Origin of the sequence: Candidatus Sulfidibacterium hydrothermale (assembly GCF_020149915.1) — a bacterium.
Classification (GTDB): domain Bacteria; phylum Bacteroidota; class Bacteroidia; order Bacteroidales; family F082; genus Sulfidibacterium; species Sulfidibacterium hydrothermale.
The window spans coordinates 1,971,698-1,995,565 of the sequence record NZ_CP083760.1; the positions used below are offsets into that span (position 1 = coordinate 1,971,698).

A 23,868-nucleotide genomic window follows, 5' to 3' on the forward strand; every position below is an offset into this window, starting at 1 on the left:
ATAGCCAACACGTTGTGCTGCATAAAATTACAATGAATTAAAATTGATAGATGAGACTTTCACTTACTTTAATATTAACCACTTTCATTATCACAGTTGGTTTTTCACAGGAACAGGATTTTACTCACAAAATAAAATCTTTTGAATGGGGAATTTCTCTTGCATATTTACCTTCACCATATAGCGAAGCCGAGTATTATAAGTTTAAATCGAACAGGCTAAAACATAAGTATTCAAAAACGAAACGTTTTTTGGGAATAATGTTGAATACAAAGAAACTTTTTACAACAAAAAACAAAGAAAAGGTATTGAGATCGATTAATGTTTTTATGCAATATCAAAATCGAAATATAATACAAGTTGGTTTATCCAAACAGGAGAAAGATTCTTTAATTGTTATGGCTAAAAGACTAGATTATCAAGGACTTCCAATGTACTCTGTAGATTCTAATGATTTGATGAAATACATTTCGAAAAAGGACACTATAGATATTGATATTAGTGAATTTAATACAGAATATAGTAAATCTTTGGATGCTTCAACGATTGTTGTTGATGGCATTCCATTTAGGATATCTTTGAAAATTATAACAAAAACAAATGATACGTTAAGATTTCAATATTATGGAAATTTATATGATGGGATAAAAGATACAGATGTCGATAATTTTTTAACTTATTACTTTATTTATCAACATTTTCAATTATTTAAATATACTTCAATGGAAAATTATTTTAATGAAAAGAATTTGTTTGAAGTAATTTTGCGATATATTGCATACAAAGAAAATAAGGTTGACAGAGTTGATGATCTTAAATTTAAAAATGAATGAATTACGCAGCACAACATCGGCTATGCTTCATGCCGCAAATTGTACTTAAACTGAAAATAAATCGTAAATTTGAGAATGTTTACAAACAGAAAAATTATGAAAACCAAATTGCGGCACATCGCATAGCCCTGCACGTTGCCAGTAATTTGAAAAACTGAAAATAAACAAATATATCTGTCATATTTTAAGAGCTCTTGTCACTAATATATGTAGTGAGTTAAAAATAAAAGATGCAAAAAACAAAGACAAAGACGTTTGAACAAATAGTTGAAGAAAATAAAGGGAAAATATATAGAATTTGTAAAATATATGCAGTTTCACCTTTAGAGCCTCAAGACCTATTTCAAGAAGTAATTTATGCTATTTGGAAATCCATATCAACATTTAAAGGTAATTCCAATATTGACACTTGGATTTATAAAATCACACTTAATATATGTCTTCGGTCAAAACAAAAATTAGACAAAAAGAATTTTAAAACCGTTCACTTAGAATCTATTCAATTCGTTCCCGTTGAAATTCCTCTCGAAAAAACGCAACTAGAAAAGTACAAAGCACTTACTTCTTGTATCTCTTCATTGAACAAAAACAACAAATCAATCATCATTCTTTATTTAGAAGGGTTGAAATATAAAGAAATTGCAGAAATTACTGGATTGACAGAGAATCATATTGCAGTGAAAATGAAAAGAATTAAAAAAACCTTATTGAATTGCATAACAAATAAACTATAATATTATGTGGAATAATGAACAAAAAGACATTTGGAAAGACATAAAAGATACTTGGAATGAACAACCTCAATCCGAAAAAATCAATATTCAGGTATCAAAACTCATAGAAGAATTTAAAAGTAAAATAAGTCAATTTGAGAAAGACTCAATCAATAAAGATTTAGCTTTTATAACTACTTCCGTAACTCAATTTGAAAAGGAATCAATTAAAAGAGATTTAAACCTTATTTCTACATTATTAAAGAAAGTAACATCTAAACTGAATAAAAAGAAATAAAACTACTGGCAACATCACCTATGCTTCATACCGCAAATAATTGTAAATAAACGGATTACGTGTTAATAAAACATATTGGTAAATAGAAAAAATAAACAATAAAATGCGGCACGTCGCATAGCCCTGCACGTTAGCAGTCATTCCCTCTGGCGGACAGAAAGCGTACTGTAGGGCTTTTGGGTGCAGCCTGCTGTTGATCAATTGTTTTTCAAAAGGCACATCTGTAAACAAGATGTTTCCGTAAAAGCAGGCTGCACAGGCCACAGGTTAGCCCGGGGGAAAGAAAAACGTTCCTGAAGTGTTTGTTTTTACAGGGATTTTGGTTTCCGGTATTCGCACGCAAGGGTAGGCAAAAGTCGGCGTCATCATTTTTGCAGGGAAAGACAAACAATCATTAATTGGAAAAGCAGAAGTTAAAATGGAAAATGCTGATTCAAATGGAAGATAAGAGGAAGGGGAGCAAAAATGCTTCCGCCGCCTGAGGGTCATTATCCGTATTGCCTTCGGGAAACAGGCTGCTAACAACGGTTATGCTTCATGCCGCAAAAAGTGCTTAAATTGGAAATTAATTGTAAATTTGGAAATAATTGTAAACAGAAAAATAAATCAACAAAAATGCGGCACGTCGCATAGCCTCAACCGTTAGCAGTCATGCCCACCGGCGGGCAATCATTCGTTCTTTGAGGCTGTCTTGCGCAGCTTGCTTTTGAAAAATTAGTTTTCATAAGACACATCTGTAAACAAGATGTTTACGTTGCAGCAAGCTGCTCTGGCCACAGAACAATTTGGGGAAATGGCTTGCGTGACGGAAGGTCGAGTTCTTCCGGATTCTTCGTTTCGGGATTTCGCACGCAAGGGCAGGAGTAAGGCGGCGTAATCATTTTTGCAGGTTGAAATCAATTTATGCGTTGTTTGAAAAATTTTCATTCAAAATAGGGAAGATGTTCATTCATAAACGAAAACCTGGGAAACGATGTTGCAAAAATACTTCCGCCGCCTTCTGCAGGTTTCCGTACTGCCGTTGGGACACGTTCAGCTAACAGCGGCTCATAGTGCATGCCGCAAATTGTGCTGAATTTGAAAATAAATCGTAAATTTGAGAATATTTGTAAACAGAGAAAATTTTGAAAACCAATTGCGGCACGCACCATAGCCGCACCCGTTAGCAGTCATGCCCACCGGCGGGTAATCATTCGTTCTTTGAGGCTGTCTTGCGCAGCTTGCTATTAGAAAAATAGTTTTCATAAGACACATCTGTAAACAAGATGTTTACGTTGCAGCAAGCTGCTCTGGCCGCAGGACAATTCAGCAAATGGCTTGCGTGACGGAAGGTCGAGTTCTTCCGGATTCTTCGTTTCGGGATTTCGCACGCAAGGGCAGGAGTAAGGCGGCGTAATCATTTTTGCAGGTTGAAATCAATTTATGCGTTGTTTGGAAAATTTTCATTCAAAATAGGGAAGATGTTCATTCATAAACGAAAACCTGGGAAATGATGTTGCAAAAATACTTCCGCCGCCTTCTGCCGGTTTCCGTACTGCCGTTGGGACACGTTCAGCTAACAGCGGCTCATAGTGCATGCCGCAAATTGTGCTGAATTTGAAAATTAATTGTAAATTTGAGAATATTTGTAAACAGAGAAAATTATGAAAACCAATTGCGGCACGCACCATAGCCGCACCCGTTAGGTGGCATATATATGAAATGAGTTATTTAAAGAACATTATTTACATAGGAACCATACTCTTTTTGTTTGGTTGTCAGAACAAACAAGAGAATATTGATGTGAAAATTATCAACCAGATATTTCCACAATTGACAAAAGAAATGCATTTATCAATCATAAAACCCATTGATTTCCCGCCACCACTTCCAAAAACTCTATCACCAGACTTATTAGATGAAAAGAATATCTATGTAAAACGAAGCGAGATTGAAAAATATATTGCAAGTCTTTATAAATATCGTTCCTATCTTCAAAATTATTGTGAAAATTATAATCGACTTGACTCTTTAAATGTTGTTGTTGGGTTATCTGATACACTTTATGCATATACAGACATAGAAAAAGAATTAGCTGGGAAAAATATTTCTAAAGAATACTTGGGAGTTTTAACAAATTTAGCTAATCCTCATATAACCAATGAAGAAATAGAATTAAAAAACATTACAAACACCGGAATATTTAAACTTGAAAAAGTATCAGAATTAGGTTGGCATCCTAAAATTGAAAAGAATTTCTGGAAAAAGAAACGTGATTATTATTTATCGGGAATACTTTTATTATCAAGAATTTATTTGGACAAGACAAAGACACATGGTTTATTTTACTGTACAAAATCCAGTAACGAGAAAGAACCATTATCAAAAATAATCTTTGTGAAAAAAATAAACGGGAATTGGAAGATAGACAATGTGAAACTAAAATAATACGCCACCTAACATCGGCTATACTTCATGGCGCAAGTAGTTGTAAATAAATCGATTAAACGCTGATTAAACATATTGGTAAACAGGAAAATTAAACAATAAAATTGCGCCACGCAGCATAGCCCTGCACGTTAGGGGCAAGTAGAATACTCTGTACCAATAAATAAACATCATGAATGTTAAAGAAATTGCATATAAGATTAATGAAATAGCATCAAAAGGAAACTACGCATTTTCCAAAATTCAGAAAATACGTTATAAATACATAAATACCAGACCACGAACATGGAGTCCCTTTGCAGAATTCAGCATTAAAGATGAGTATGCTTTTCATGCAGGTGGTCGAAAAGAGCTGCAATTTAATATTGGAGAGGATTACATAAATGGGAAGGTTGTGTTTCGATATGGATATGCCTTTTCACTTGAAATGGATAAAACAGTTCATAACCCGAAGGCTGATTTTAAAGATTCGATTAGTCGATTTAATAGTTTCTTAGTTTCCAATCCTAATTATTTTAATGGTTTCAGTCTTTGGTATTATGAAAATAAGTCATTCGGTAAATATTTCAATTCTGTGAAAGAAATTGATAACAATATTTTCAAAGCTGGAAACTTTATTTTTATTGGTAAATACTTTAAAAAAGAATTATCAGAAATATCTGATAATGATATAAAAACTATTATTGAAACCTTTGACTACCTTTTGCCATCTTATGAAACAATTCAGTTTGGAAACATTTCTATTGAAAAACGGATTGCCCGTTTGGCATTTAACACCAATGGCTGGGTTATGCCTTCGGGTCCTTATGGAAAAAGTAATCATAAAGATTCACACGAAGCAAATTATGGTTATGGACTTGAGGAATGGCTTTTTGATACAAGCAAACTGATTGGTGGGTATCACTATGGTTTTCTTGAACCAATTCGTAAACAGCAAGATGCATACAAAGGAAATACTTATCATGTATGGCTATATACAATTGATGGAATAAGTAAAAAAAGATTCTGGGTTGGTGAAATTAATAACCTTGAAGTTCTTAATCAAAATGATGCAAATGCTATAAAAACTATATATAAAAAAAATGGTTGGTTAGAAGAAATGGAGAAACAAATTGTTGCATCGGGTGCAAATAATCGAGGTTTTTCTGATTGGCAAGGTGTAGACTTATTTAACGTTCGTTATAAACCTGAAAATTTGAAAGTAAACGATCCTTATTTTGAATTGTCAAAGAATCATCCAGTTATTGAGCAATCCCGTTATATATTTGCTCATTTCAAAGATGATTATAAAGTTGCGGATGCAGACAATAAATATGATACCTTTTCATTTTCAGCTGATGAGAGTGAAGAACAAGAAAATAATGACACAGAAATTGAAATAGGAATATATAATAGAGCACCCAAAACAATTGAAATAACATATCTTCATAAAGCTATAAGCAAGAAGCTAACAAAGTTATTAAAAGAGAAATATGGTAACAAAAATGTAAAGGCAGAACACATGAGTGGTATTGGAGCTAATAAAATTGATATAGTAGTAAATACAAAAAATGATGGTTTGGTTTTTTATGAAATTAAAACCTATAATTCTGTAAAATCAAGTATTCGTGAAGCTATTGGCCAATTGTTGGAATATGCGATGTGGCCAGATAAAATGAAAGCAAGTCAACTAATGATTGTAACACAAAAACATAAAGATATTGAAGAAGTAAAAACTTATTTTAAACATTTAAGGTCAAAATTAGGATTATTGATTTTTTATCAATGGTTTGACATTGAAACTAATGAATTATCTGATAAATATTAAGTTGACAAAACAAGAATACCTGCCCCTAACAGCAGGGTATAGCCCATGCCGCAAATAACGACTTACAAAGAAAATGAAAAGTAAAATAAATGATGTAACTTTATAGAAAATTAAACGAGAAAATGCGGCACGTGCCATACCCGCACACGTTAGCTGCAAGCATAATCAAGAAGAATCATGAGCATAGACATAATACCAATTAATGGCAAAAGTCAATATTTAGACTATGAAGTTTTTGAAAAAAGTGTCAATGACACCATTGGCAAAAAATGTTCTGAAGCAAAGATTTTTCTATTCAATAATTTTCCTGTTTCAGTCTCTGTAGAAACGAATATTGATTTAATTATTGTAATCGCCATAGAAGATAAAAAGGGGAATTATTACATACCTAAATCAAGGAACAATAAGCCAATCTATTTTCATAATCAAATTATTCCAATAAAGTTTATTACTCAATTTCAAGATGATTCTATAACATATGACGAATCTGGTCAAATTATAGCAAACGATGAATACATTGACTATTCCGCGGAAATAAATGCACTTAGATTTAGCTTAATTAATTACCTAGCAGACAAGTGTGGATTCAACAGAAAAGAACTTTATATTCAACCTTTAATCTTTATTCAAAATAACAACGAGGCTGTTTATGATAATTATTTAATTGCTAAATCATTTGACTTTCATACAATTCATAAGTATTTCTCAAAAAATCAAGCCAATATATTCATAGCTTACAAAAACTGGAAAACTGATTACGGTTATCAAAATTTATCCACTGACATTGAGAGAATTACTAACCAAGCTTCTAAAGATAGTGAAATCGGGTATCTGACGAAAAAAAAGATTAATCGTATTGCCAAACAGCTTTCTAGCTCGAGAGTACTCTTTGATGAGTTGAATAAAAACCTAATAATCGTAAATGGTAAAGCTGGGACTGGGAAATCAAGTGAATTACTTCTTCTTACAATGAAATGCATTAGTAATGGACAAAATACTCTCTTCTTAACATACAATAAACTTCTCATATTTGATATTGCTAGAACTATTCGGTCTTTTGTTAATGCTAAACTGAATAATGAGAATGAAAATAAACCTGGGGAAGGTTCAGTTATGACTCTTCATGCCTTTTTTTTTCGACTAAGTAAATCATTAGGTGTTCTTCATGTTCTTAAGGCGGAGAGAATAGAGAAATTAATGTCAATTTTAAAAACTCGTATGCGTCAAGTATATGATGTTATCAACCAGGAATTTAAAAGTCAGAATAATAACTATGATGAATTAAAAACAAAAATTCAAAATCATGATAGTTTTGATATTGGAACAAAGGAAGTTGGGATTGACTTTATAAATTATCTCCAAAATAGAGGTGTAAACTCATCAAATGAACTAAATAAAAATAGTATTGCATATTTTAATAATAAAAAACGCATTGTTGGCAATATAGAAGCAAAGGATGTTTTTTTGGCTGACTATTACGGAGTTTTAGAAAACACACTATTGCAAATCGAAAGTCCTGAAAAATTTTATGAAAAATATAAAATTGAGGATAAACACGAACTTCTTGATATTGCTATTGGATTAAGTAAAAAATATGAAGGTGAAAAAGATGGCAAGAAAACAATAACTGAAAAGGGATTTATTGAGTTTAAGAACAGACGTATTGGAGGGTTCAGAAGAAAAAGAACAATATTCATCGATGAAGCCCAAGATTGTCATTGGTTAGAAAAGGAAATATTAATCTCAATTTATGGAAGTAGTAATATTGTTGTTGCAAATGGTGGTAAAGAGCAGTTGATAAGACATGTGGAACTTTGCAACTGGGAAGTTTCAAAGGCTAGGAAGCTTAGTATTAAAAAACATTCTATCAGAAACAAATCATACAGAATGAAGAAAACTATTGTTGACTTTTGCAACTTCATTGCTGAAAAATATCGCATCAACTTAAATTTAGAGCCACTTGATTCAGAAGATGAAGGAGAACTACTGATTGATTTTCGCCAAACACACAATGAATCTGAAATATCTGATATTTTTAGCCATCTGTACACGAAAGGCGAAGTCAATGGATGCTTACCCTATGAGACATTATTAGTATTACTCGAATCTAATACTCAAAGAGAAGGGTTGAATGGTGAAAATTTATCGACTTTGCATTCCACAATAATTAATGAATATAGTAACATTGAAGATTCACCTCATTTAAAACGTGGAACCTGGAAATATCTAAGATCATTAGAAAAAAATTATATGTTTTGGGATGGGACAGTTGAAGATAAATCACAGCTAATAGTCCCTAGTTCATTTGAATCAAGACTTATTTACTATGAATCATGCAGAGGTTTAGAAGCTTGGTCAGTTGCTTGCTTTGCTCTTGATAAATTTTTTAACCAAAAAAAAGAGGATCCAGATGCTGAAAGGTTCTTGGTTAACGAAGAAAAAGATACCAATATGCAAAGCTTATTTATAAGTAATGAAGATAGAAAAAAAATGTATGCGGCAACATGGATATTAATGGCGATTACGAGAGTGATAGACACTTTGTATATTCAAATCAATAATTCCAATTCTGAATTTGGAAAATTGGTTAAAGAATATTTGAACCAAAAAAATGAAAATGTTCGTGAAATAGGAAATAATGCCAGCAGCTAACATCGGCTCATACTTCATGGCGCAAGTGATTGTAAATAAAGTGATTAAACTTCGATTAAACATATTGATAAATACGAAAATAAAACAATAAAAATGCGCCACGCAGCATAGCCCTGCACGTTAGGGCACATTTAAATGAAAAAAAATAAATCCAATAAATGAAAAAAATAAATCCAAATAAAAGAATCATCTTTTCAATAATAACAGGGACTCTGTTTTTATTGGGAATTTATTATTTCGATAGATTGTACAATGAATTTTGGATATTTGCTGGTCTAATTCTTTTACCAATTATTATCCTACAGATTTTATTGATTTTTCTGAATATCAAAAGGAATAAAATAGCACTGTCTTTTACAATAATCACTTTTCTCCTTGGATTAATAATACTTGTTTATAAAGACACCGAATTATTTAAAAGTAAGATTTTAATGAAAGCAGTTCTTGTTGATGACCTGTCTTCTCTTGAATTAAAATTAAGGAATAATAACACATTTGAATTAGTTTCTACATCTTATTTGGGTTCATCTGAAAAATTTACTGGAAAATATACAATTGACAACAACAAAATTATCTTTAATAACAGACCGTATGACAATGATTTTATTCCTGATACTGTTTATATAATTAAGAATAAAATCATAATTAAATTTAATACAGCAGGAGAACCAGACACAAGTTTTGCAAATTACTTTAGGATTGACAAAAATGAATTAAAGAAAAACGTGCCCTAACATCGGCTATACCACACGCCGCAATTAGTTGTAAACAAGATGGTTAAGCTTCGAAAAAACATATTGGTAAATAGAAAAATTAAACAATAAAATGCGGCACGTCGCATAGCCCTGCACGTTGTAAGCCATTTGAACAAAACCTACATAATGAGTAAAAAAAATGAATTTTGGTATTTTTTAATACACGGAACTTTAGACAAACAAACTGGAGTATATGGTAATTTTTACACTTATGGAACTCATTGTGGCAATGCATTAAAAAAGACATTATTAATTGCTGAACAAGAAGGAATAATAAATCCAGACTTGATTGAAACCTGTCGTCTTGACAATATTGAAGATTTTGAATTGCCAAAAAATACGATAGAAATAAATCCTGATGTTTTTATGATTCAGACTTTCAATACCTATGATTTAAGAAAAAAAGAATACAGTTTTACACCACCGATTGGAATCGCATTTTCAACTGATGAAGGTGAATTTGACCAAGATTTAATCAAAGAATGCTTTGTTGCTTATGGAAAGAATGAAAATGACATTCTTGAGTTTGAACTTGTAGTGGATAAATCTCGACTTATAGAGACATTCTATAAAACAATTGAATTTTTACCAAATGTAGATAGATTTTGGTTGTATCTAAAAGAACATTGGGATAATACCAAAACAGAATTATGGGCAGGAAAAGAAATATCAGATAAAAATTCTGTAATGGACTTTTTAACAAAAAATGAAGAAACAACACTTAAAAATGGATTTATAGATATTGTCGTTCATTCAAAAAAGGGCGAAACAAATCTAACATTAAATGAACACAAGAAAATTCAACTTCACACGAAAGATGAAACCGTATTCCAAAATTTTATTGAAAAAGTAATCGATTTGGGATTTGAACAAACTCGTGATTATTACAATATTGAATATGGCTATTATCATTGGCATTATCGGACAGATGAAAGTCTTAATAAAATTGAATTTCAACAATTGTTAGTCAATAAAGGATTTGAATACATAAAAATAAATGAATAAAAACGGCTTACAACAGCGGCTTATAGTGCATGCCGCAAATTATGCTAAAATGGAAAATTAATTGTAAATTTGAGAATATTTGTAAACAGAGAAAATTTTGAAAACCAATTGCGGCACGCACCATAGCCGCACCCGTTGGGTACCATAAAAATGAACATATGAACAAGATAATAGGAATAATATTAACTTTTTTAAGTTTAACAGCACATAGTCAATTGGTAGTTGACAATGGACATTTTTTTACCAAAAATGAAATTGCAAGATTAGAGAATAAAATGCAAAACATAGAGAATAAATATTCAATAGAGACTATGATTTATACCACAATAGACTTAAATGGGAAGACTCCAATCGAATATGGAAAAGAGATTGGAAATAGTTATGAGGTTGGGAAAAAAGGTATAAATAATGGAATCTTAATTTTATTATCAAAAAATGACAGAAGAATTCAAATACTAAATGGTTTCGGAATAGAATGGATTATTTCTGACACAAAAACTCAAAAGATTGTTGACCAAATGATACCATTTTTCAAGCAACAGAACTTTTTCGGCGGTGTAAATAACGCTTTAACTATGATTGAAAAATATGTTTCAAAAACTGATTGGAAAATAAGTGAAATAGGACTAAATAATATTTCAGAAAATGATTTGGGTAAAATAATCAAGTTTAAGTATTCTAATAAATCTGGACAGACTAAATACAAATACGCTATTGACACAGATACACAATTCTCTAATAATTTTCAAATAAAACTGGAATCAAATAAAACAGAATTTAACTTGTTTTATTCCAAAAATATGAATGACCTTATAAGCATAATCTTAACAAGAAAGAACATTATTGTTTATGCAAGATTAACAGATTGGCAAAATAAAAGACTTGAATTATTAGGAATAGAATAAATTACGGTACCCAACATCACCTATGCTTCATGGCGTAAATAATTGTAAATAAAACGATTAAACTTTGATTAAACATATCGGTAAATTGAAAAATAAAACAATAAAATTGCGCCACGCAGCATAGCCCTGCACGTTGGCATTAATTTAAATGAAACGAATACTTCAAATAATAATTTTCTTGACAAGTTCGACTTGTTTTTCACAATCAACATTGAATAATATTGATTTGGTTGGAACTTGGAAATATCACGTTGGATATTTTGAATGCAAATTAATACTAAACCCAGACAGTACATATAAATATCAAGTTGTAGGAGACCTAACTAATAGAAAATCAGAAGGAATTTGGAATTTAAGAAATAAAGAATTGATTCTGAACAGTTTCAAACAACATCCTGCCAAGACAATAATTAAAGCGAAATACAATGACTCTATAAGGGGTGTTGTTTTCTCAATAAGGACAGAAAATGGACAACCAGTTAGCATGCCTCATATCAGAATCAAAAATAGATTAACTGAAATTGATACTTTGGTTGAAAACCAGTGTGGGTATTTTAAATTTGAAAATATAAGTAATATTCAAGAATTCGTTATATCATATGTTGGACTTAAAGATGCAATCTGGAATGGAAAAATGAATAAAAATTTTTTTGAGATAAAAATGGCAGAAGAAATTGATAACTACATATATCAGACAAATGAGACTTGGAAAATCAAAGACGATAAGCTTTATTCACCATCAAGTGAAAAAGACAATAAGTATTTTAATAATAAAGACCGTAGAAATTATTATTTGAAAGAAAAAAACTAATGCCAACATCACCTATACTTCATGGCGCAAGTAGTTGTAAATAAAATGATTAAGCTTTGATTAAACATATTGATAAATACGAAAATAAAACAATAAAAATGCGCCACGCAGCATAGCCCAGCACGTTAGCAGTCATGCCCACCGGCGGGCAATCATTCGTTCTTTGAGGCTGTCTTGCGCAGCTTGCTTTTGAAAAATTAGTTTTCATAAGACACATCTGTAAACAAGATGTTTACGTTGCAGCAAGCTGCTCTGGCCGCAGGACAATTTGGGGAAATGGCTTGCGTGACGGAAGGTCGAGTTCTTCCGGATTCTTCGTTTCGGGATTTCGCACGCAAGGACAGGAGTAAGGCGGCGTAATCATTTTTGCAGGTTGAAATCAATTTATGCGTTGTTTGAAAAATTTTCATTCAAAATAGGGAAGATGCTCATTCATAAACGAAAACCTGGGAAACGATGTTGCAAAAATACTTCCGCCGCCTTCTGCAGGTTTCCGTACTGCCGTTGGGACACGTTCAGCTAACAGCGGCTCATAGTGCATGCCGCAAATTGTGCTGAATTTGAAAATTAATTGTAAATTTGAGAATATTTGTAAACAGAGAAAATTTTGAAAACCAATTGCGGCACGCACCATAGCCGCACCCGTTAGGCACAAGGCTGGTGAAACAAAATTGCAAATGTTTAGACGAAAAGAAATAATAGATTTTGATAAAGTTTTCAAAGGAGAAAATTATACTGATTACATAGAGAAATTAAAAACCCTACCAAAAAAATTACTGTTAAAAGCATCCACATTTCTACTTGGTTTTCATCATTCTGACTCTTTTGTTCATAGCCATTACGAATTGCTATCAATGTGGTTTGGGAAAGAAAACAATAAAATTGCAAATGAAATAAATGATATAATCAATAAATATATAAAAACAAGTGGTCACGAAATTGTTATTATTAACCCACGTTCAAGTCTTGTATTATTTGAGAATATTCTTTCTGTTAAAGATACCCCAAATACAGTTACGGAATCAGATTTTGAATTACTTCTTTTTAAAGTTTATCTTGCATTAAATCAAAACTTAATGAGAATGACAACCTAGTCTCAGAATCAGCAAAAAGTAACAAAGACTATCCTGAATTAATTAATTTGGCAATTGGAAGTTCATTACCCATATTTGACATAACCAATTATAATATTGGGCAGATCTTTATTTCTCAGATATTAAGAGCAATATACTTATTTGAATTTTTAGAAGAACGAAAAGAATTAAAACCATTTTTACAAGAGTTTTATAACCGGTTTAATGTAGATGGGTATAAAGAATATCTTGGGAAAATATTGCCAATTTCAGGTAGTATTATTTCAATTAAAAAACAAGGTAATATAAATTTGGTTGTAAATAAAGATGAAAAATTTGATGCTAATATAGATTTTCTAAACAAACTTTCGGTAGAACACATTTCGGACGAAGAGGAATTTCAAGATGATTTCTTATACTTGCGTGCAAATCCACTTTTAAGAATTGATGGAAGCACTTTCCAGATTATTTTTCCTCTTTTTGCTATTGAGAAAAACTTTAATGGACTTTACTTCTTGTTGAAAGAAATTAATGATAATCTACCCGAAGAGAAACAAATAAAATTAAGACAATTAATTACTTATGATTTCTCTGAAAAATACGTATTATATAAGCTACTCGAAAACATTTACAGAAAGAAATACTTTAAACTTAAAGGAGTTGATATTAATATTTCCGGTGCACCTGATTACTATATGCGAAATGAGAATACAGTTTTTATTTTTGAATCTAAGGACATTCTTATAAACGCAAAAATAAAGACAAGTTATGATTTCAATAAATATGAAAAAGCGTTAAAAGAAAAATTATACATCTATAATGATGGCAAAAAAGAGCATCCAAAAGCAGTAAAACAATTATCAAATTTTATAGAAAAACTACTAACAAATTCATTTATAGAAGACAAAAGAAGCGAACCAAACTCAATAAAAATATACCCCATAATAGTATTACACAATAGGCAACTTGATATAATTGGATTGAATAATTTAATAAATATTTGGTTTGCTAAAGAATTAGAGAAACTTAAAGGAAAATCACTTTCAATTAAGAACGTTAGAAATATAACAATCATAAATATTGATACTCTAATAATTTTTCAAGAACAACTTAAATTTGGAGAAATAAAACTTGAAAAGATTTTGGATGAATATCAGAAATGGATTAACAAGTCTGAATTAGAAGATCAGAAATTTAAGAATCAAGAAGAGTATTTCTCTGCTATTGGAAATTCTTTGGTATCATTCAATATGTTTATTTTTAATAAATATTCATGGAAGACCCCAAAAGAATTTGTAGATAAAGCATACTCATTAATAAAAAAGCCCAGTGCCTAACAAAGCATATAAGTCATTGGGCGATAGGTAGTTAAATTGTAATACGAATACAAATTAAACGGCATGGTAAATTGAAAGATTTGAGCATTAAAACGCCCAACGCCTCATATGCCTAACCGTTAGCAGTCATGCCCACCGGCGGGCAATCATTCGTTCTTTGAGGCTGTCTTGCGCAGCTTGCTATTAGAAAAATAGTTTTCATAAGACACATCTGTAAACAAGATGTTTACGTTGCAGCAAGCTGCTCTGGCCGCAGGACAATTCAGCAAATGGCTTGCGTGACGGAAGGTCGAGTTCTTCCGGATTCTTCGTTTCGGGATTTCGCACGCAAGGGCAGGAGTAAGGCGGCGTAATCATTTTTGCAGGTTGAAATCAATTTATGCGTTGTTTGAAAAATTTTCATTCAAAATAGGGAAGAGGCTCATTCATAAACGAAAACCTGGGAAATGATGTTGCAAAAATACTTCCGCCACCTTCTGCTGGTTTCCGTACTGCCGTTGGGACACGTTCAGCTAACAGCGGCTCATAGTGCATGCCGCAAATTGTGCTGAATTTGAAAATTAATTGTAAATTTGAGAATATTTGTAAACAGAGAAGATTATGAAAACCAATCGCGGCACGCACCATAGCCGCACCCGTTGCCGTTAATTTGAAAAAGACAAGGATGAAACAGTTTGAACTAACAATATTTGGACAAAGTAGAATTCTTTTGATTGTATTCATGTTCCCAATAAGTTTATTGACTGCTTTTTTTATCGGACTTGAAATTAACATTTCAATTCTCAACATAATTATTCCAATTTTATTTTTAGGACTTGTTGGTTTTGTACTATATTATTTCACAGTTGGACATTTAAAAGTGATTCAAAAAGAAAATAGACTTGAATTTGAATGGAATAAAAAATCACTTTTTAATTACAAGAAAATCGAACCTATTGAGATTAACCAAATTGAAACACTCGTAATAGACCAGAATCAATTGCTAAAGAAAATAATTACCCGAGAAAGAGTTGTAAAAATAAACAACGGAAAGATTTACAAAAAAGACTCAGCGAAATTCATAGACTTTTTGACTGAAAATTCTAATGCAAGAGTGATTGATAGTTGGGATGTTTGGGATGAAAAAGGTTGGTTAAAACCAGCATATCGAATTAACACAATTATATTGATTTCATTTATCGGAATTGTTGTTATTTACACAATTCTAAAAGGATTTAATAGCAGACTTCTGCTGTTTACCCCATTATTGATTAGTCAATTATTCTTATACCAATTACAAATGAAAAGAAAGAAAAAACTAACGGCAACATCGGCTCATACTGCATAGCGCAAATAATTGCAAATTAACATATTAAGCTTTGATTAAAGATATTGGCAAACAGGAAAATAAAACAATAAAAATGCGCCACGCAGCATAGCCCTGCACGTTGTGCACAATTACCCTTCGATAAAAAGATGGTAAATTTGAAAGAAATATAAATAATGACAATTCAATAACATAACTGATTTTGACGTTAGTTGGAGTTTTAAAGATATACCAAATAAATCAAATATTGAAAAATTATATAACACCAGATTTGCAATTATGAAATTATTAAGATTTATATCAATTGGTTTTGTTCTATTTTTATTTTCTTTCCAGAGTGCTAAACCTTTTAACCTTTCATATCATAATAATAACAATGATTCCATAAAAATCTTGCTCCGTGAACATTACATGGTTGATACAATAAAAGTTGAAAGGACAGTATTTTTAGATTATAAAAGACATTCTAAATACAAAGAGAAATATTATAAAGCTGATTCTTTATACCTAAAATTGTTTTGGGTTAGTAATATTTTTAAATCTAAAAACGAGCATTTTACCGTTAATCTTAACAAAACCTTATTAGGAACTTATATTTCAATAAGTAAATTAAAGGGCGCATACATATTCTTCTCTCAAGGAATGGATGACATTATGTATTCTCTAGCCTATGTCAAAGACTCAACAATAACATTTTTACATATGGAAGGTTGGTTTGTTTATTATTACAATAAAATAGAGCAATTAAATCATAAAATAATTATTGAGACAAAATACAATTCAGAAGTTGGGAATAGCCTTAGAATAGGGATTAAAATAATAGACAAAGTTCATAATATTCAAATATGGAAAATAACCAGTATCAAAAGTAATGGTAACACTTCAACCCATTATGAATTAAAAGCACCATTAAATTTTGCACTCAGCCTTCCAATCTTAGTAATTAATAATGATATAGGTTTAGATACTATGTACAAAGGAATAGATAAACTTGATTTAAAGGAGATATATAATGAATAAATGAAACTGTGCACAACATCACCTATGCTTCATGCCGCAATTAGTTGTAAATAAAGTGATTAAACTTTGATTAAACATATTGATAAACAGGAAAATAAAACAATAAACTGCGGCACGTCGCATAGCCCTGCACGTTGGCAGCAAGGTTAAAAAAAGAATATGATAGAATAAATAGAATTGACAAATTAAATAATGTTGGACAACAAGCATTTAATGGAACAGATTATTCGTTTGGATTTAATACATGGCTAAGTGGAACCTTGGCTTTATTAAGGAGGATAATCCCAAACGGAAATGAAATAATAGAACAAATTCAGAATATTAAAGTTTCATGTTTATTAAATTACAAGAAACCGGAATTATTAACGAATGAAATTAAATTGATTATAATTTTATGAATATGAATCACGATTATACAAATAATTTGATTTCAATTTTTACAGTTTTTATCTCTGGCTTATTTGGAGTTATAGTTGCTATTGTTACATGGGAACTTGCTAATCAAAGAGAGAAAAGAAAGTTTAAGCAAGAATTACAAATACGGGAATTGAACGACAAAAAAGAATTATATGTTGCTTTATTAGCATCTCTTGATATGATAATTCGAATGACAAAAAATAACAACAATTATTCAGATATATTTGAAGACCTTTCAATAAATTCTGCTAAAATTAGAATTATGGCGACTGACTCTATTAACGACAAATTAACAGTAATCAGTCAAATAATACACAATTGGTCTTCCGCCTATAGACAAAGTTTGCCAACAAAAATTGCAGACTCGAATTTAGGTGTTGTTACAAATCTAGATTATAAGCATAGAGAACAAGCTGACAAAATATATCCCATTCTAATGAAAGAAATTAATGAATTAGTTGATTGTATAAAAACTGAACTTGAAGAAATCAAAAAAAGTATTGAATGATAAAAACCCAGCTGCCAACATCAGCTATACTGCACACCGCAAGAAACTGGCAACAAGATGATTAAATATAAATAAAGAATGCCAGCAAGTAGAAGAAAGGAAACATTAAAACAGAAGCGGTGCGCAGCATAGCCCTGCACGTTGTAGTGCATTAAAGAAAAGCGATGAGAATAATTAAATACATCTTTTCTATTTTATTAGTGATTTGGGGACTACTAATTGGGTGGACTAAATTATTTTTTGTTGGACTTCATTTCCCTTTTCTAACTGTATTAACTTTAATTGCCATTATTTCTGGAATTAGTAAATATAAAAAAGCGAACTTGATTTTTATTATTTCGGCTTGTCTTTGGATTGTATTAAGTGCTGAAACTATCGGATTTGTAATATTCTTCGATGAAGGAAATTACGGAAGAATGTTATTCGTTGCTATCCCCTTTTTATTAAGTACAGGACTTCTTTTTTCAACGCAAACTGAAATTAAATTAATAAATACCATTACTAAGAAATTTCTTTTAGTCCTTCTATTTTTGTTAATAGGAATTGGCTCGTATGTATATAAGCCGACTACTGAAGAAATTAATTGTTGGTATTATTTTGACAATAATCAAACATACAAAGTCTTGTTTGCAGAATCTCCTGAAAGAACTTTTGAAGTTGAATTATCATCAGACGAACTAAAAAAAGAAGTAAAAAAAGAAGCTCTACAATATGAAGGACGAAATGGTTACTACTGTCCAGAAACAAAAGTTCGTGTTGTGACCAGTTTTGGAAAAATAATTTCCGCTAAAATAATTTCATTCAGAAATAGTGAAATAGATAAGAAAGTGTATTTTAGTAGTCCAACAAAAATTCCGTTAGAAAAGGTTAATGGAAAATTGGAAATACTGAAACCATTCATACCCAGATTATGGGATTAAAAATAACGCACTACAACAGCGGCTCATAGTGCATGCCGCAAATTGTGCTGAATTTGAAAATTAATTGTAAATTTGAGAATATTTGTAAACAGAGAAGATTATGAAAACCAATTGCGGCACGCACCATAGCCGCACCCGTTGTAGGGCATTTAAGGAAAACAGAAATGCACAAAGAATAAATGGCGAAAATTGATAGAAATAGTATAAAAGATGCTCAAAGAATTTTTGAGAAATTAATACCTGAAAGTTCTTCAAGATTAAAAGTAGTTGAATTTTTAAGTAATGCTATTAACTATGCTGATATTTTAAATAGCCAAAAATGGAATTTAAATCTTGATATAAATGGACAATTTATTCGGTTTAATGTTGGACATGAATATTGTATTGAAATTAAAAAGAATGAAATTCTGATAATTTGCGATAGAACAACATTGAAACCAATTATGCGAGATTTAAAAATTCCTTTGATATTTCGTGGACATATTAAGAAACAAAAAATTCATTCAAAAAATATTGATGAAGTCCCAGATTGTTTAGCCAAAACAAAAAATAGTATAGGTTGTTTACTGCCAACAAAAGGAATTGAAAAGTACATTGATTATTTTATAACAAGCAATAAGGACTTTATAAAAGAAGCAATTAATACTTGTCAGCTTCCCCAAATGAGAGAAGCACACTCAAAAGGTGTAATTGAATATTTAACAAAAAATTATTCAGGTGAAGTAAGTAGTCCTATCTATGAATTAACAAACTTGCCAACAATTGATGAATTTATTGAAGATGAAAAATTGAAGATTAAAAGGGCAAGGAAGTTAAGTAAATCAAAGAGACTTGAAAAACTAAAAAAATCTATTACTAAACCCAAAAGGAAAATTGTAAGCCAATTTGTTTTTCAACGAAATCCATATGTTGTTGCAGAAGTTCTTGAACGAGCAAATGGAATTTGTGAAAAGTGTGGAAAACGAGCACCATTTCTAAAAGATATTGATGGAAGTCCATTTTTGGAAGTCCACCACATAATACCATTAGCAGAAGGTGGAAATGATACAATTGAAAATGCAATTGCACTTTGCCCAAATTGTCATAGACACGCACATTATGGAAAGAAAACATATTGAAATGAATAAAACGCCCTACAACATCAGCTATACTGCATGGTGCAAATAAGTGTAAATAAATGGATTAGCTTTGATTAAACATATTGGTAAACAGGAAAATAAAACAATAAAAATGCACCACGCAGCATAGCCCTGCACGTTATAGCCAATTTTATGAATCATGACGATAATTAAACCCAAATATTCAAAATATTCTCATCGCGTTTTATCAGGATTATTAAGAGTAGTAATTATTTCATTCATTTGGATGCTATTATTATTAATACCTGATTTTGGAAATGGCATAGAAGATATAAGTATTGCAATTTTTGGTATTTTTTCAATAATTCTATCTATTTCTGTTTTCAGAAATAGTAAGGATTATTTAACAGAAATTAGAGTTAATGGGAATAATTATGAATTTGAAATAGTTACATTTGACAAACCAAAAGAAAAAATAAAATCAAAGATTTCCGAGACAAGAATTAAGGTGTTAGAAATATTTTTTCCTTTTACCAAATTTGGTAGAAATTATAAACTTGTTATTGAAACAAAACAGGGAAAGAGATACAAGCAAATTTTTCAGCAATATGAAATCGGTAATTGGAATATAGAAATGTTTAAAGACACTATTAAATTTTACAATGAGACAAAAGGTGTTACTGTTTCAACTGCATCCATTACTAGAAGTAATTTTTCAACAAACAAAAATTAACTGGCGATAACAAAAATTATAACAAAATGGAATCTAACACTATATTGAGCTCAATATTAACTGCTTCTTCAATTTTGGTTGCTGTTGGTTTTCCATTCATAATCTTTATTGTAACTGACTATAAAAATAAAAAAGAAAAATTAATTGAAGAAATTAAAACCTATTATCCCAATTTAAATTCCTTTAGAAAATTAATCTACCATGTTTACAATACTGGAGTTATTAAAGATTTTGATAGAGAATTGCTTCGCGCAAAAACTAATGTAGAAAAAGAAAATGTTGAGAAAAATGATGCCTTCCCATTTTTTAGAGCACTTAAATATATAAGTAAAAAATATGAAGAAGATTTAGCAAACGACAATAATATCAATAGATATTTTGGATTTAAAGAAGTTAAAAAATATCAACTATACTCAAATCGAATTTGGCATGACATTGACTGCCGGACAGACATAAAAAAAGAATTGAATAATAATCAATTTGAAAATCTGGAGCCAAACGAGAGAGAAAAAATTAATGAAGCAATTGCTGAAATTGACACAAAATATTTAGAAAACAAACTAACAATCAGTGTTATTGCGTCAATTGCGGGAGACTTTGAAGTTAATACGGCAAATGACCTAGCGAAAAAAACCTGGATTTATGAGAAACCAATTCCTAAAACGGTTAAACAATTGTTTATTGTTTTGACGGTTTCTGTGTTTTTTGGTGTAATATTTCCATTGACATTGTTGATATTCCCAACATTACAACATAGTTTCCTTTTAATTGGAATTGTTGCTTTGACAATCTTATGTTTTATTTCTGTTGTATTAATAACATGGAAATATATTTGGACTAAATTTGATTAAAATTGAAAAAACTGGCTATAACATCGGCTATACTTCATGGCGCAAGTAATTGTAAATAAATGGTTTATACATTAATAAAACATATCGGTAAATTGAAAAATCAAACAATAAAATTGCGCCACGCAGCATAGCCCTGCACGTTGTAGCCAATTTGGTATGAGTATTTTAATAAACATTTGAGAAAGAGTAGAATATTGTAAGAAATATAAATTGAAAACACTGTTTACTAAAACATATAGGAAAAAAGTTCAGAACAAGAGAAAGGAAGATATTATTGATTTGTTTTTGACGAATATTAGTGGAACTCATTACCGTAAGGTTGAAAGAGAAAGTGACAAACTCATTATCAAAGGATCATTTCCCGAACTTTTTCAAAATAGTATTATGACTTTATGGGCTGGATTTTGTAGGAAAGCAGAATTGTATTTTTCAATAAACAATGATATTGTTTATTCTGTAGATTATACTTACGGAGTCATTTCACTGTTTACAGCTCTTATGGCCAGTATATTACCTATGCTATTTTTTTCATTAAATATTGCGACGTATGGATTTGTACCATTATCTGTCTTAGTCTTAGGAATATTTCATATCATTATTCGGCTATATCTTCACCGACAAGTTTTTGTTAAAACTTTAAACTTTAAGAATCTGTACAAAGGAAAATATGATTGGAATAAAATTTTAAAAAGCAAAACGGATAATGAATTAAAAAATATAGTCAATGGAAATACGACATTAACGATTGAAGTTCAAAAAATGGCAGAAGAAGAATTAATTAGAAGAAAAGAAAAAGAAAAATAAAGAAAAACTGGCTACAACATCGGCTATGCTTCATGCCGCAAATTGTACTTAAATTGAAAATAAATCGTAAATTTGAGAATATTTACAAACAGAAAAATTATGAAAACCAATTGCGGCACATCGCATAGCCCTGCACGTTGGCTGCAAGCATTAAGAAAAACCACAAATAAAAACAAATAAGTAATGACAAAGAAAATTGATGGAAGGGAATTAATTGATTTGAAAAATCAAATTTTAGAACATTTTACACATTCCGAATGGTTAGAACTCGGTTTTTCAATAGACTGCCAAGACATTGTTAATAATCACAATAGACTTTTAAGAAGTTTAAATTTTAGAGATCCAGATTATGAAGGAAATGTTCTTGAAGTTCTTAAAGAAATGACGGATAAAGACCCTGCAAATTTGGAACGGATTAAAGAATATATATCCCACAAATTTTCTGAAGTTACTGTGTCAGAATATATCTCAACTGCACATAATGAAATACCCAAAAGACTTATTCAGTTTTCACCCCAAGTATTTGAAATTCCAACTAAGGAATTAAATGAAAAATTGGTGGCTGTGATGATGCCATTTAGCAAAGAATTTACCAAAACATTTGAACAAATTAAAAGTTCTTGTACTAATGTTGGTTTAGACTGTTTAAAAGCGAATGACATATGGGTGAATTCAACTTTTATTCAAGATATTTTTGAATTAATCTTTACTTCAAAAATTGTAGTTGCGGACTTCACGGGTAAAAATCCCAATGTCTTTTATGAAGTTGGAATTGCACATACTTTAGGGAAAACTGTAATACCAATAACACAATCAATAAGCGATGTTCCTGCTGATTTAAGACATCATAGAGTACTGAAATACTTACCAAATGGAGAAGGATTTGATGAATTTAAAATAGAATTGACAAAAAGATTAAAATCATTAATTCCAAAAAACGAGTTTGATTTTTAAAAATGCCAGCAGCCAACATCAGCTATACTGCATGGTGCAAATAACTGTAAATAAATGTATTAACTTTGATTAAAACATGTTTGTAAATTGAAAAATTAAACAATAAAAATGCACCACGCAGCATAGCCCTGCACGTTGGCAGTCATGCCCACCGGCGGGCAATCATTCGTTCTTTGAGGTTGTCTTGCGCAGCTTGCTTTTGAAAAATTAATTTTCATAAGACACATCTGTAAACAAGATGTTTACGTTGCAGCAAGCTGCTCAGGCCACAGAACAATTTGGGGAAATGGCTTGCGTGACGGAAGGTCGAGTTCTTCAGAATATTTTGTTTCGGGATTTCGCACGCAAGGGCAGGAGTAAGGCGGCGTAATCATTTTTGCAGGTTGAAATCAATTATGCGTTGTTTGAAAGATTTTTATTCAAAATAGAGAAGATATTCATTCATAAACGAAAACCTGGGAAATGATGTTGCAAAAATACTTCCGCCGCCTTCTGCAGGTTTCCGTACTGCCGTTGGGACACGTTCAGCCAACAGCGGCTCATAGTGCATGCCGCAAATTGTGCTGAATTTGAAAATTAATTGTAAATTTGAGAATATTTGTAAACAGAGAAAATTTTGAAAACCAATTGCGGCACGCACCATAGCCGCACCCGTTAGGC

Annotated in this window: 25 protein-coding genes; 22 read left to right on the top strand and 3 right to left on the bottom strand. The window is 30.9% G+C overall.

Features of this window, described 5'->3' with window-relative positions; translation table 11 throughout:
* Positions 1 to 50: 50 nt before the first annotated feature.
* The 3 genes from LA303_RS07840 (at position 51) to LA303_RS07850 (ending at position 1,844) form a co-directional block, all read left to right on the top strand.
* Positions 51 to 833 (top strand): hypothetical protein, encoded by a 783-nt coding sequence (locus LA303_RS07840; protein WP_240524736.1) that lies wholly within the window; start codon positions 51 to 53, stop codon positions 831 to 833.
* Positions 834 to 1,063: 230 nt separating this feature from the next.
* Entirely contained in the window at positions 1,064 to 1,567 is a 504-nt protein-coding gene (locus tag LA303_RS07845; RefSeq protein WP_240524737.1) for a sigma-70 family RNA polymerase sigma factor, read from the top strand.
* Positions 1,568 to 1,571: 4 nt separating this feature from the next.
* Entirely contained in the window at positions 1,572 to 1,844 is a 273-nt protein-coding gene (locus tag LA303_RS07850; protein ID WP_240524738.1) for a hypothetical protein, read from the top strand.
* Between the two features lie 1,442 nt (positions 1,845 to 3,286).
* On the opposite strand, the gene LA303_RS07855 is transcribed toward LA303_RS07850, so the two are convergent.
* Positions 3,287 to 3,514, bottom strand: coding sequence for a hypothetical protein (locus tag LA303_RS07855; protein WP_240524739.1), 228 nt, complete (start codon positions 3,512 to 3,514; stop codon positions 3,287 to 3,289).
* Between the two features lie 31 nt (positions 3,515 to 3,545).
* On the opposite strand from LA303_RS07855, the gene LA303_RS07860 reads away from it, so the two are divergent.
* The 7 genes from LA303_RS07860 (at position 3,546) to LA303_RS07890 (ending at position 12,206) form a co-directional block, all read left to right on the top strand.
* On the top strand, positions 3,546 to 4,271 hold the full coding sequence (locus LA303_RS07860; protein ID WP_240524740.1) for a hypothetical protein: 726 nt from the start codon (positions 3,546 to 3,548) through the stop codon (positions 4,269 to 4,271).
* 172 nt (positions 4,272 to 4,443) lie between these two features.
* On the top strand, positions 4,444 to 6,078 hold the full coding sequence (locus LA303_RS07865; protein ID WP_240524741.1) for a hypothetical protein: 1,635 nt from the start codon (positions 4,444 to 4,446) through the stop codon (positions 6,076 to 6,078).
* Between the two features lie 177 nt (positions 6,079 to 6,255).
* Positions 6,256 to 8,730 carry an AAA family ATPase gene (locus LA303_RS07870; RefSeq protein ID WP_240524742.1) on the top strand — a complete coding sequence of 825 codons (2,475 nt, stop codon included), beginning with the start codon at positions 6,256 to 6,258 and terminating at the stop codon, positions 8,728 to 8,730.
* Positions 8,731 to 8,888: 158 nt separating this feature from the next.
* Complete coding sequence (locus tag LA303_RS07875; RefSeq protein ID WP_240524743.1) at positions 8,889 to 9,464, top strand: hypothetical protein; 576 nt, start codon at positions 8,889 to 8,891, stop codon at positions 9,462 to 9,464.
* 147 nt (positions 9,465 to 9,611) lie between these two features.
* Complete coding sequence (locus LA303_RS07880) at positions 9,612 to 10,490, top strand: hypothetical protein (protein ID WP_240524744.1); 879 nt, start codon at positions 9,612 to 9,614, stop codon at positions 10,488 to 10,490.
* Positions 10,491 to 10,648: 158 nt separating this feature from the next.
* Positions 10,649 to 11,395 (top strand): TPM domain-containing protein, encoded by a 747-nt coding sequence (locus tag LA303_RS07885; RefSeq protein WP_240524745.1) that lies wholly within the window; start codon positions 10,649 to 10,651, stop codon positions 11,393 to 11,395.
* A gap of 211 nt (positions 11,396 to 11,606) precedes the next feature.
* Positions 11,607 to 12,206: a hypothetical protein gene (locus tag LA303_RS07890; protein ID WP_240524746.1), complete on the top strand. Its 600-nt coding sequence runs from the start codon at positions 11,607 to 11,609 to the stop codon at positions 12,204 to 12,206.
* A gap of 406 nt (positions 12,207 to 12,612) precedes the next feature.
* On the opposite strand, the gene LA303_RS07895 is transcribed toward LA303_RS07890, so the two are convergent.
* The gene (locus LA303_RS07895) at positions 12,613 to 12,840 is read right to left on the bottom strand and encodes a hypothetical protein (protein WP_240524711.1); all 228 of its coding nucleotides are present in this window, start codon (positions 12,838 to 12,840) and stop codon (positions 12,613 to 12,615) included.
* 43 nt (positions 12,841 to 12,883) lie between these two features.
* Here LA303_RS07895 and LA303_RS07900 point away from each other — a divergent pair, with 43 nt between their 5' ends.
* From LA303_RS07900 to LA303_RS07955, 12 genes are all read left to right on the top strand, one after another.
* Complete coding sequence (locus tag LA303_RS07900; protein ID WP_240524747.1) at positions 12,884 to 13,300, top strand: hypothetical protein; 417 nt, start codon at positions 12,884 to 12,886, stop codon at positions 13,298 to 13,300.
* 47 nt (positions 13,301 to 13,347) lie between these two features.
* Complete coding sequence (locus LA303_RS07905; protein ID WP_240524748.1) at positions 13,348 to 14,616, top strand: hypothetical protein; 1,269 nt, start codon at positions 13,348 to 13,350, stop codon at positions 14,614 to 14,616.
* 664 nt (positions 14,617 to 15,280) lie between these two features.
* Entirely contained in the window at positions 15,281 to 15,943 is a 663-nt protein-coding gene (locus LA303_RS07910; RefSeq protein WP_240524749.1) for a hypothetical protein, read from the top strand.
* 258 nt (positions 15,944 to 16,201) lie between these two features.
* Positions 16,202 to 16,942 (top strand): hypothetical protein, encoded by a 741-nt coding sequence (locus tag LA303_RS07915; protein WP_240524750.1) that lies wholly within the window; start codon positions 16,202 to 16,204, stop codon positions 16,940 to 16,942.
* Between the two features lie 134 nt (positions 16,943 to 17,076).
* Entirely contained in the window at positions 17,077 to 17,340 is a 264-nt protein-coding gene (locus tag LA303_RS07920; RefSeq protein WP_240524751.1) for a hypothetical protein, read from the top strand.
* Between the two features lie 2 nt (positions 17,341 to 17,342).
* Complete coding sequence (locus LA303_RS07925) at positions 17,343 to 17,867, top strand: hypothetical protein (protein ID WP_240524752.1); 525 nt, start codon at positions 17,343 to 17,345, stop codon at positions 17,865 to 17,867.
* A gap of 164 nt (positions 17,868 to 18,031) precedes the next feature.
* Positions 18,032 to 18,787 carry a hypothetical protein gene (locus LA303_RS07930; protein ID WP_240524753.1) on the top strand — a complete coding sequence of 252 codons (756 nt, stop codon included), beginning with the start codon at positions 18,032 to 18,034 and terminating at the stop codon, positions 18,785 to 18,787.
* Between the two features lie 179 nt (positions 18,788 to 18,966).
* Positions 18,967 to 19,905: an HNH endonuclease gene (locus LA303_RS07935; protein ID WP_240524754.1), complete on the top strand. Its 939-nt coding sequence runs from the start codon at positions 18,967 to 18,969 to the stop codon at positions 19,903 to 19,905.
* Positions 19,906 to 20,065: 160 nt separating this feature from the next.
* Positions 20,066 to 20,599 carry a hypothetical protein gene (locus LA303_RS07940; protein WP_240524755.1) on the top strand — a complete coding sequence of 178 codons (534 nt, stop codon included), beginning with the start codon at positions 20,066 to 20,068 and terminating at the stop codon, positions 20,597 to 20,599.
* 26 nt (positions 20,600 to 20,625) lie between these two features.
* Positions 20,626 to 21,450, top strand: a complete 825-nt coding sequence (locus LA303_RS07945) for a hypothetical protein (RefSeq protein WP_240524756.1) — start codon at positions 20,626 to 20,628, stop codon at positions 21,448 to 21,450.
* Positions 21,451 to 21,660: 210 nt separating this feature from the next.
* Entirely contained in the window at positions 21,661 to 22,254 is a 594-nt protein-coding gene (locus LA303_RS07950; protein WP_240524757.1) for a hypothetical protein, read from the top strand.
* Between the two features lie 183 nt (positions 22,255 to 22,437).
* A complete protein-coding gene (locus LA303_RS07955; RefSeq protein WP_240524758.1) occupies positions 22,438 to 23,208 on the top strand; it encodes a hypothetical protein in 771 nt (256 codons plus the stop codon).
* A 415-nt stretch (positions 23,209 to 23,623) separates the two neighbouring features.
* On the opposite strand, the gene LA303_RS07960 is transcribed toward LA303_RS07955, so the two are convergent.
* Positions 23,624 to 23,851, bottom strand: a complete 228-nt coding sequence (locus LA303_RS07960) for a hypothetical protein (RefSeq protein WP_240524714.1) — start codon at positions 23,849 to 23,851, stop codon at positions 23,624 to 23,626.
* Positions 23,852 to 23,868 lie beyond the last annotated feature (17 nt).

Excerpts from the sequence above, each read along its gene's own strand:
- LA303_RS07845 (WP_240524737.1), top strand. The coding sequence starts at position 1,064 with ATGCAAAAAACAAAGACAAAGACGTTTGAACAAATAGTTGAAGAAAAT.
- LA303_RS07925 (WP_240524752.1), top strand. The coding sequence starts at position 17,343 with ATGAATCACGATTATACAAATAATTTGATTTCAATTTTTACAGTTTTT.
- LA303_RS07885 (WP_240524745.1), top strand. The coding sequence starts at position 10,649 with ATGAACAAGATAATAGGAATAATATTAACTTTTTTAAGTTTAACAGCA.
- LA303_RS07850 (WP_240524738.1), top strand. The coding sequence starts at position 1,572 with ATGTGGAATAATGAACAAAAAGACATTTGGAAAGACATAAAAGATACT.
- LA303_RS07955 (WP_240524758.1), top strand. The coding sequence starts at position 22,438 with ATGACAAAGAAAATTGATGGAAGGGAATTAATTGATTTGAAAAATCAA.
- LA303_RS07870 (WP_240524742.1), top strand. The coding sequence starts at position 6,256 with ATGAGCATAGACATAATACCAATTAATGGCAAAAGTCAATATTTAGAC.
- LA303_RS07840 (WP_240524736.1), top strand. The coding sequence starts at position 51 with ATGAGACTTTCACTTACTTTAATATTAACCACTTTCATTATCACAGTT.
- LA303_RS07935 (WP_240524754.1), top strand. The coding sequence starts at position 18,967 with ATGGCGAAAATTGATAGAAATAGTATAAAAGATGCTCAAAGAATTTTT.
- LA303_RS07910 (WP_240524749.1), top strand. The coding sequence starts at position 15,281 with ATGAAACAGTTTGAACTAACAATATTTGGACAAAGTAGAATTCTTTTG.
- LA303_RS07915 (WP_240524750.1), top strand. The coding sequence starts at position 16,202 with ATGAAATTATTAAGATTTATATCAATTGGTTTTGTTCTATTTTTATTT.
- LA303_RS07940 (WP_240524755.1), top strand. The coding sequence starts at position 20,066 with ATGACGATAATTAAACCCAAATATTCAAAATATTCTCATCGCGTTTTA.
- LA303_RS07945 (WP_240524756.1), top strand. The coding sequence starts at position 20,626 with ATGGAATCTAACACTATATTGAGCTCAATATTAACTGCTTCTTCAATT.
- LA303_RS07875 (WP_240524743.1), top strand. The coding sequence starts at position 8,889 with ATGAAAAAAATAAATCCAAATAAAAGAATCATCTTTTCAATAATAACA.
- LA303_RS07930 (WP_240524753.1), top strand. The coding sequence starts at position 18,032 with ATGAGAATAATTAAATACATCTTTTCTATTTTATTAGTGATTTGGGGA.
- LA303_RS07880 (WP_240524744.1), top strand. The coding sequence starts at position 9,612 with ATGAGTAAAAAAAATGAATTTTGGTATTTTTTAATACACGGAACTTTA.
- LA303_RS07900 (WP_240524747.1), top strand. The coding sequence starts at position 12,884 with ATGTTTAGACGAAAAGAAATAATAGATTTTGATAAAGTTTTCAAAGGA.
- LA303_RS07865 (WP_240524741.1), top strand. The coding sequence starts at position 4,444 with ATGAATGTTAAAGAAATTGCATATAAGATTAATGAAATAGCATCAAAA.
- LA303_RS07895 (WP_240524711.1), bottom strand. The coding sequence starts at position 12,840 with ATGGTGCGTGCCGCAATTGGTTTTCAAAATTTTCTCTGTTTACAAATA.
- LA303_RS07860 (WP_240524740.1), top strand. The coding sequence starts at position 3,546 with ATGAGTTATTTAAAGAACATTATTTACATAGGAACCATACTCTTTTTG.
- LA303_RS07855 (WP_240524739.1), bottom strand. The coding sequence starts at position 3,514 with ATGGTGCGTGCCGCAATTGGTTTTCATAATTTTCTCTGTTTACAAATA.
- LA303_RS07960 (WP_240524714.1), bottom strand. The coding sequence starts at position 23,851 with ATGGTGCGTGCCGCAATTGGTTTTCAAAATTTTCTCTGTTTACAAATA.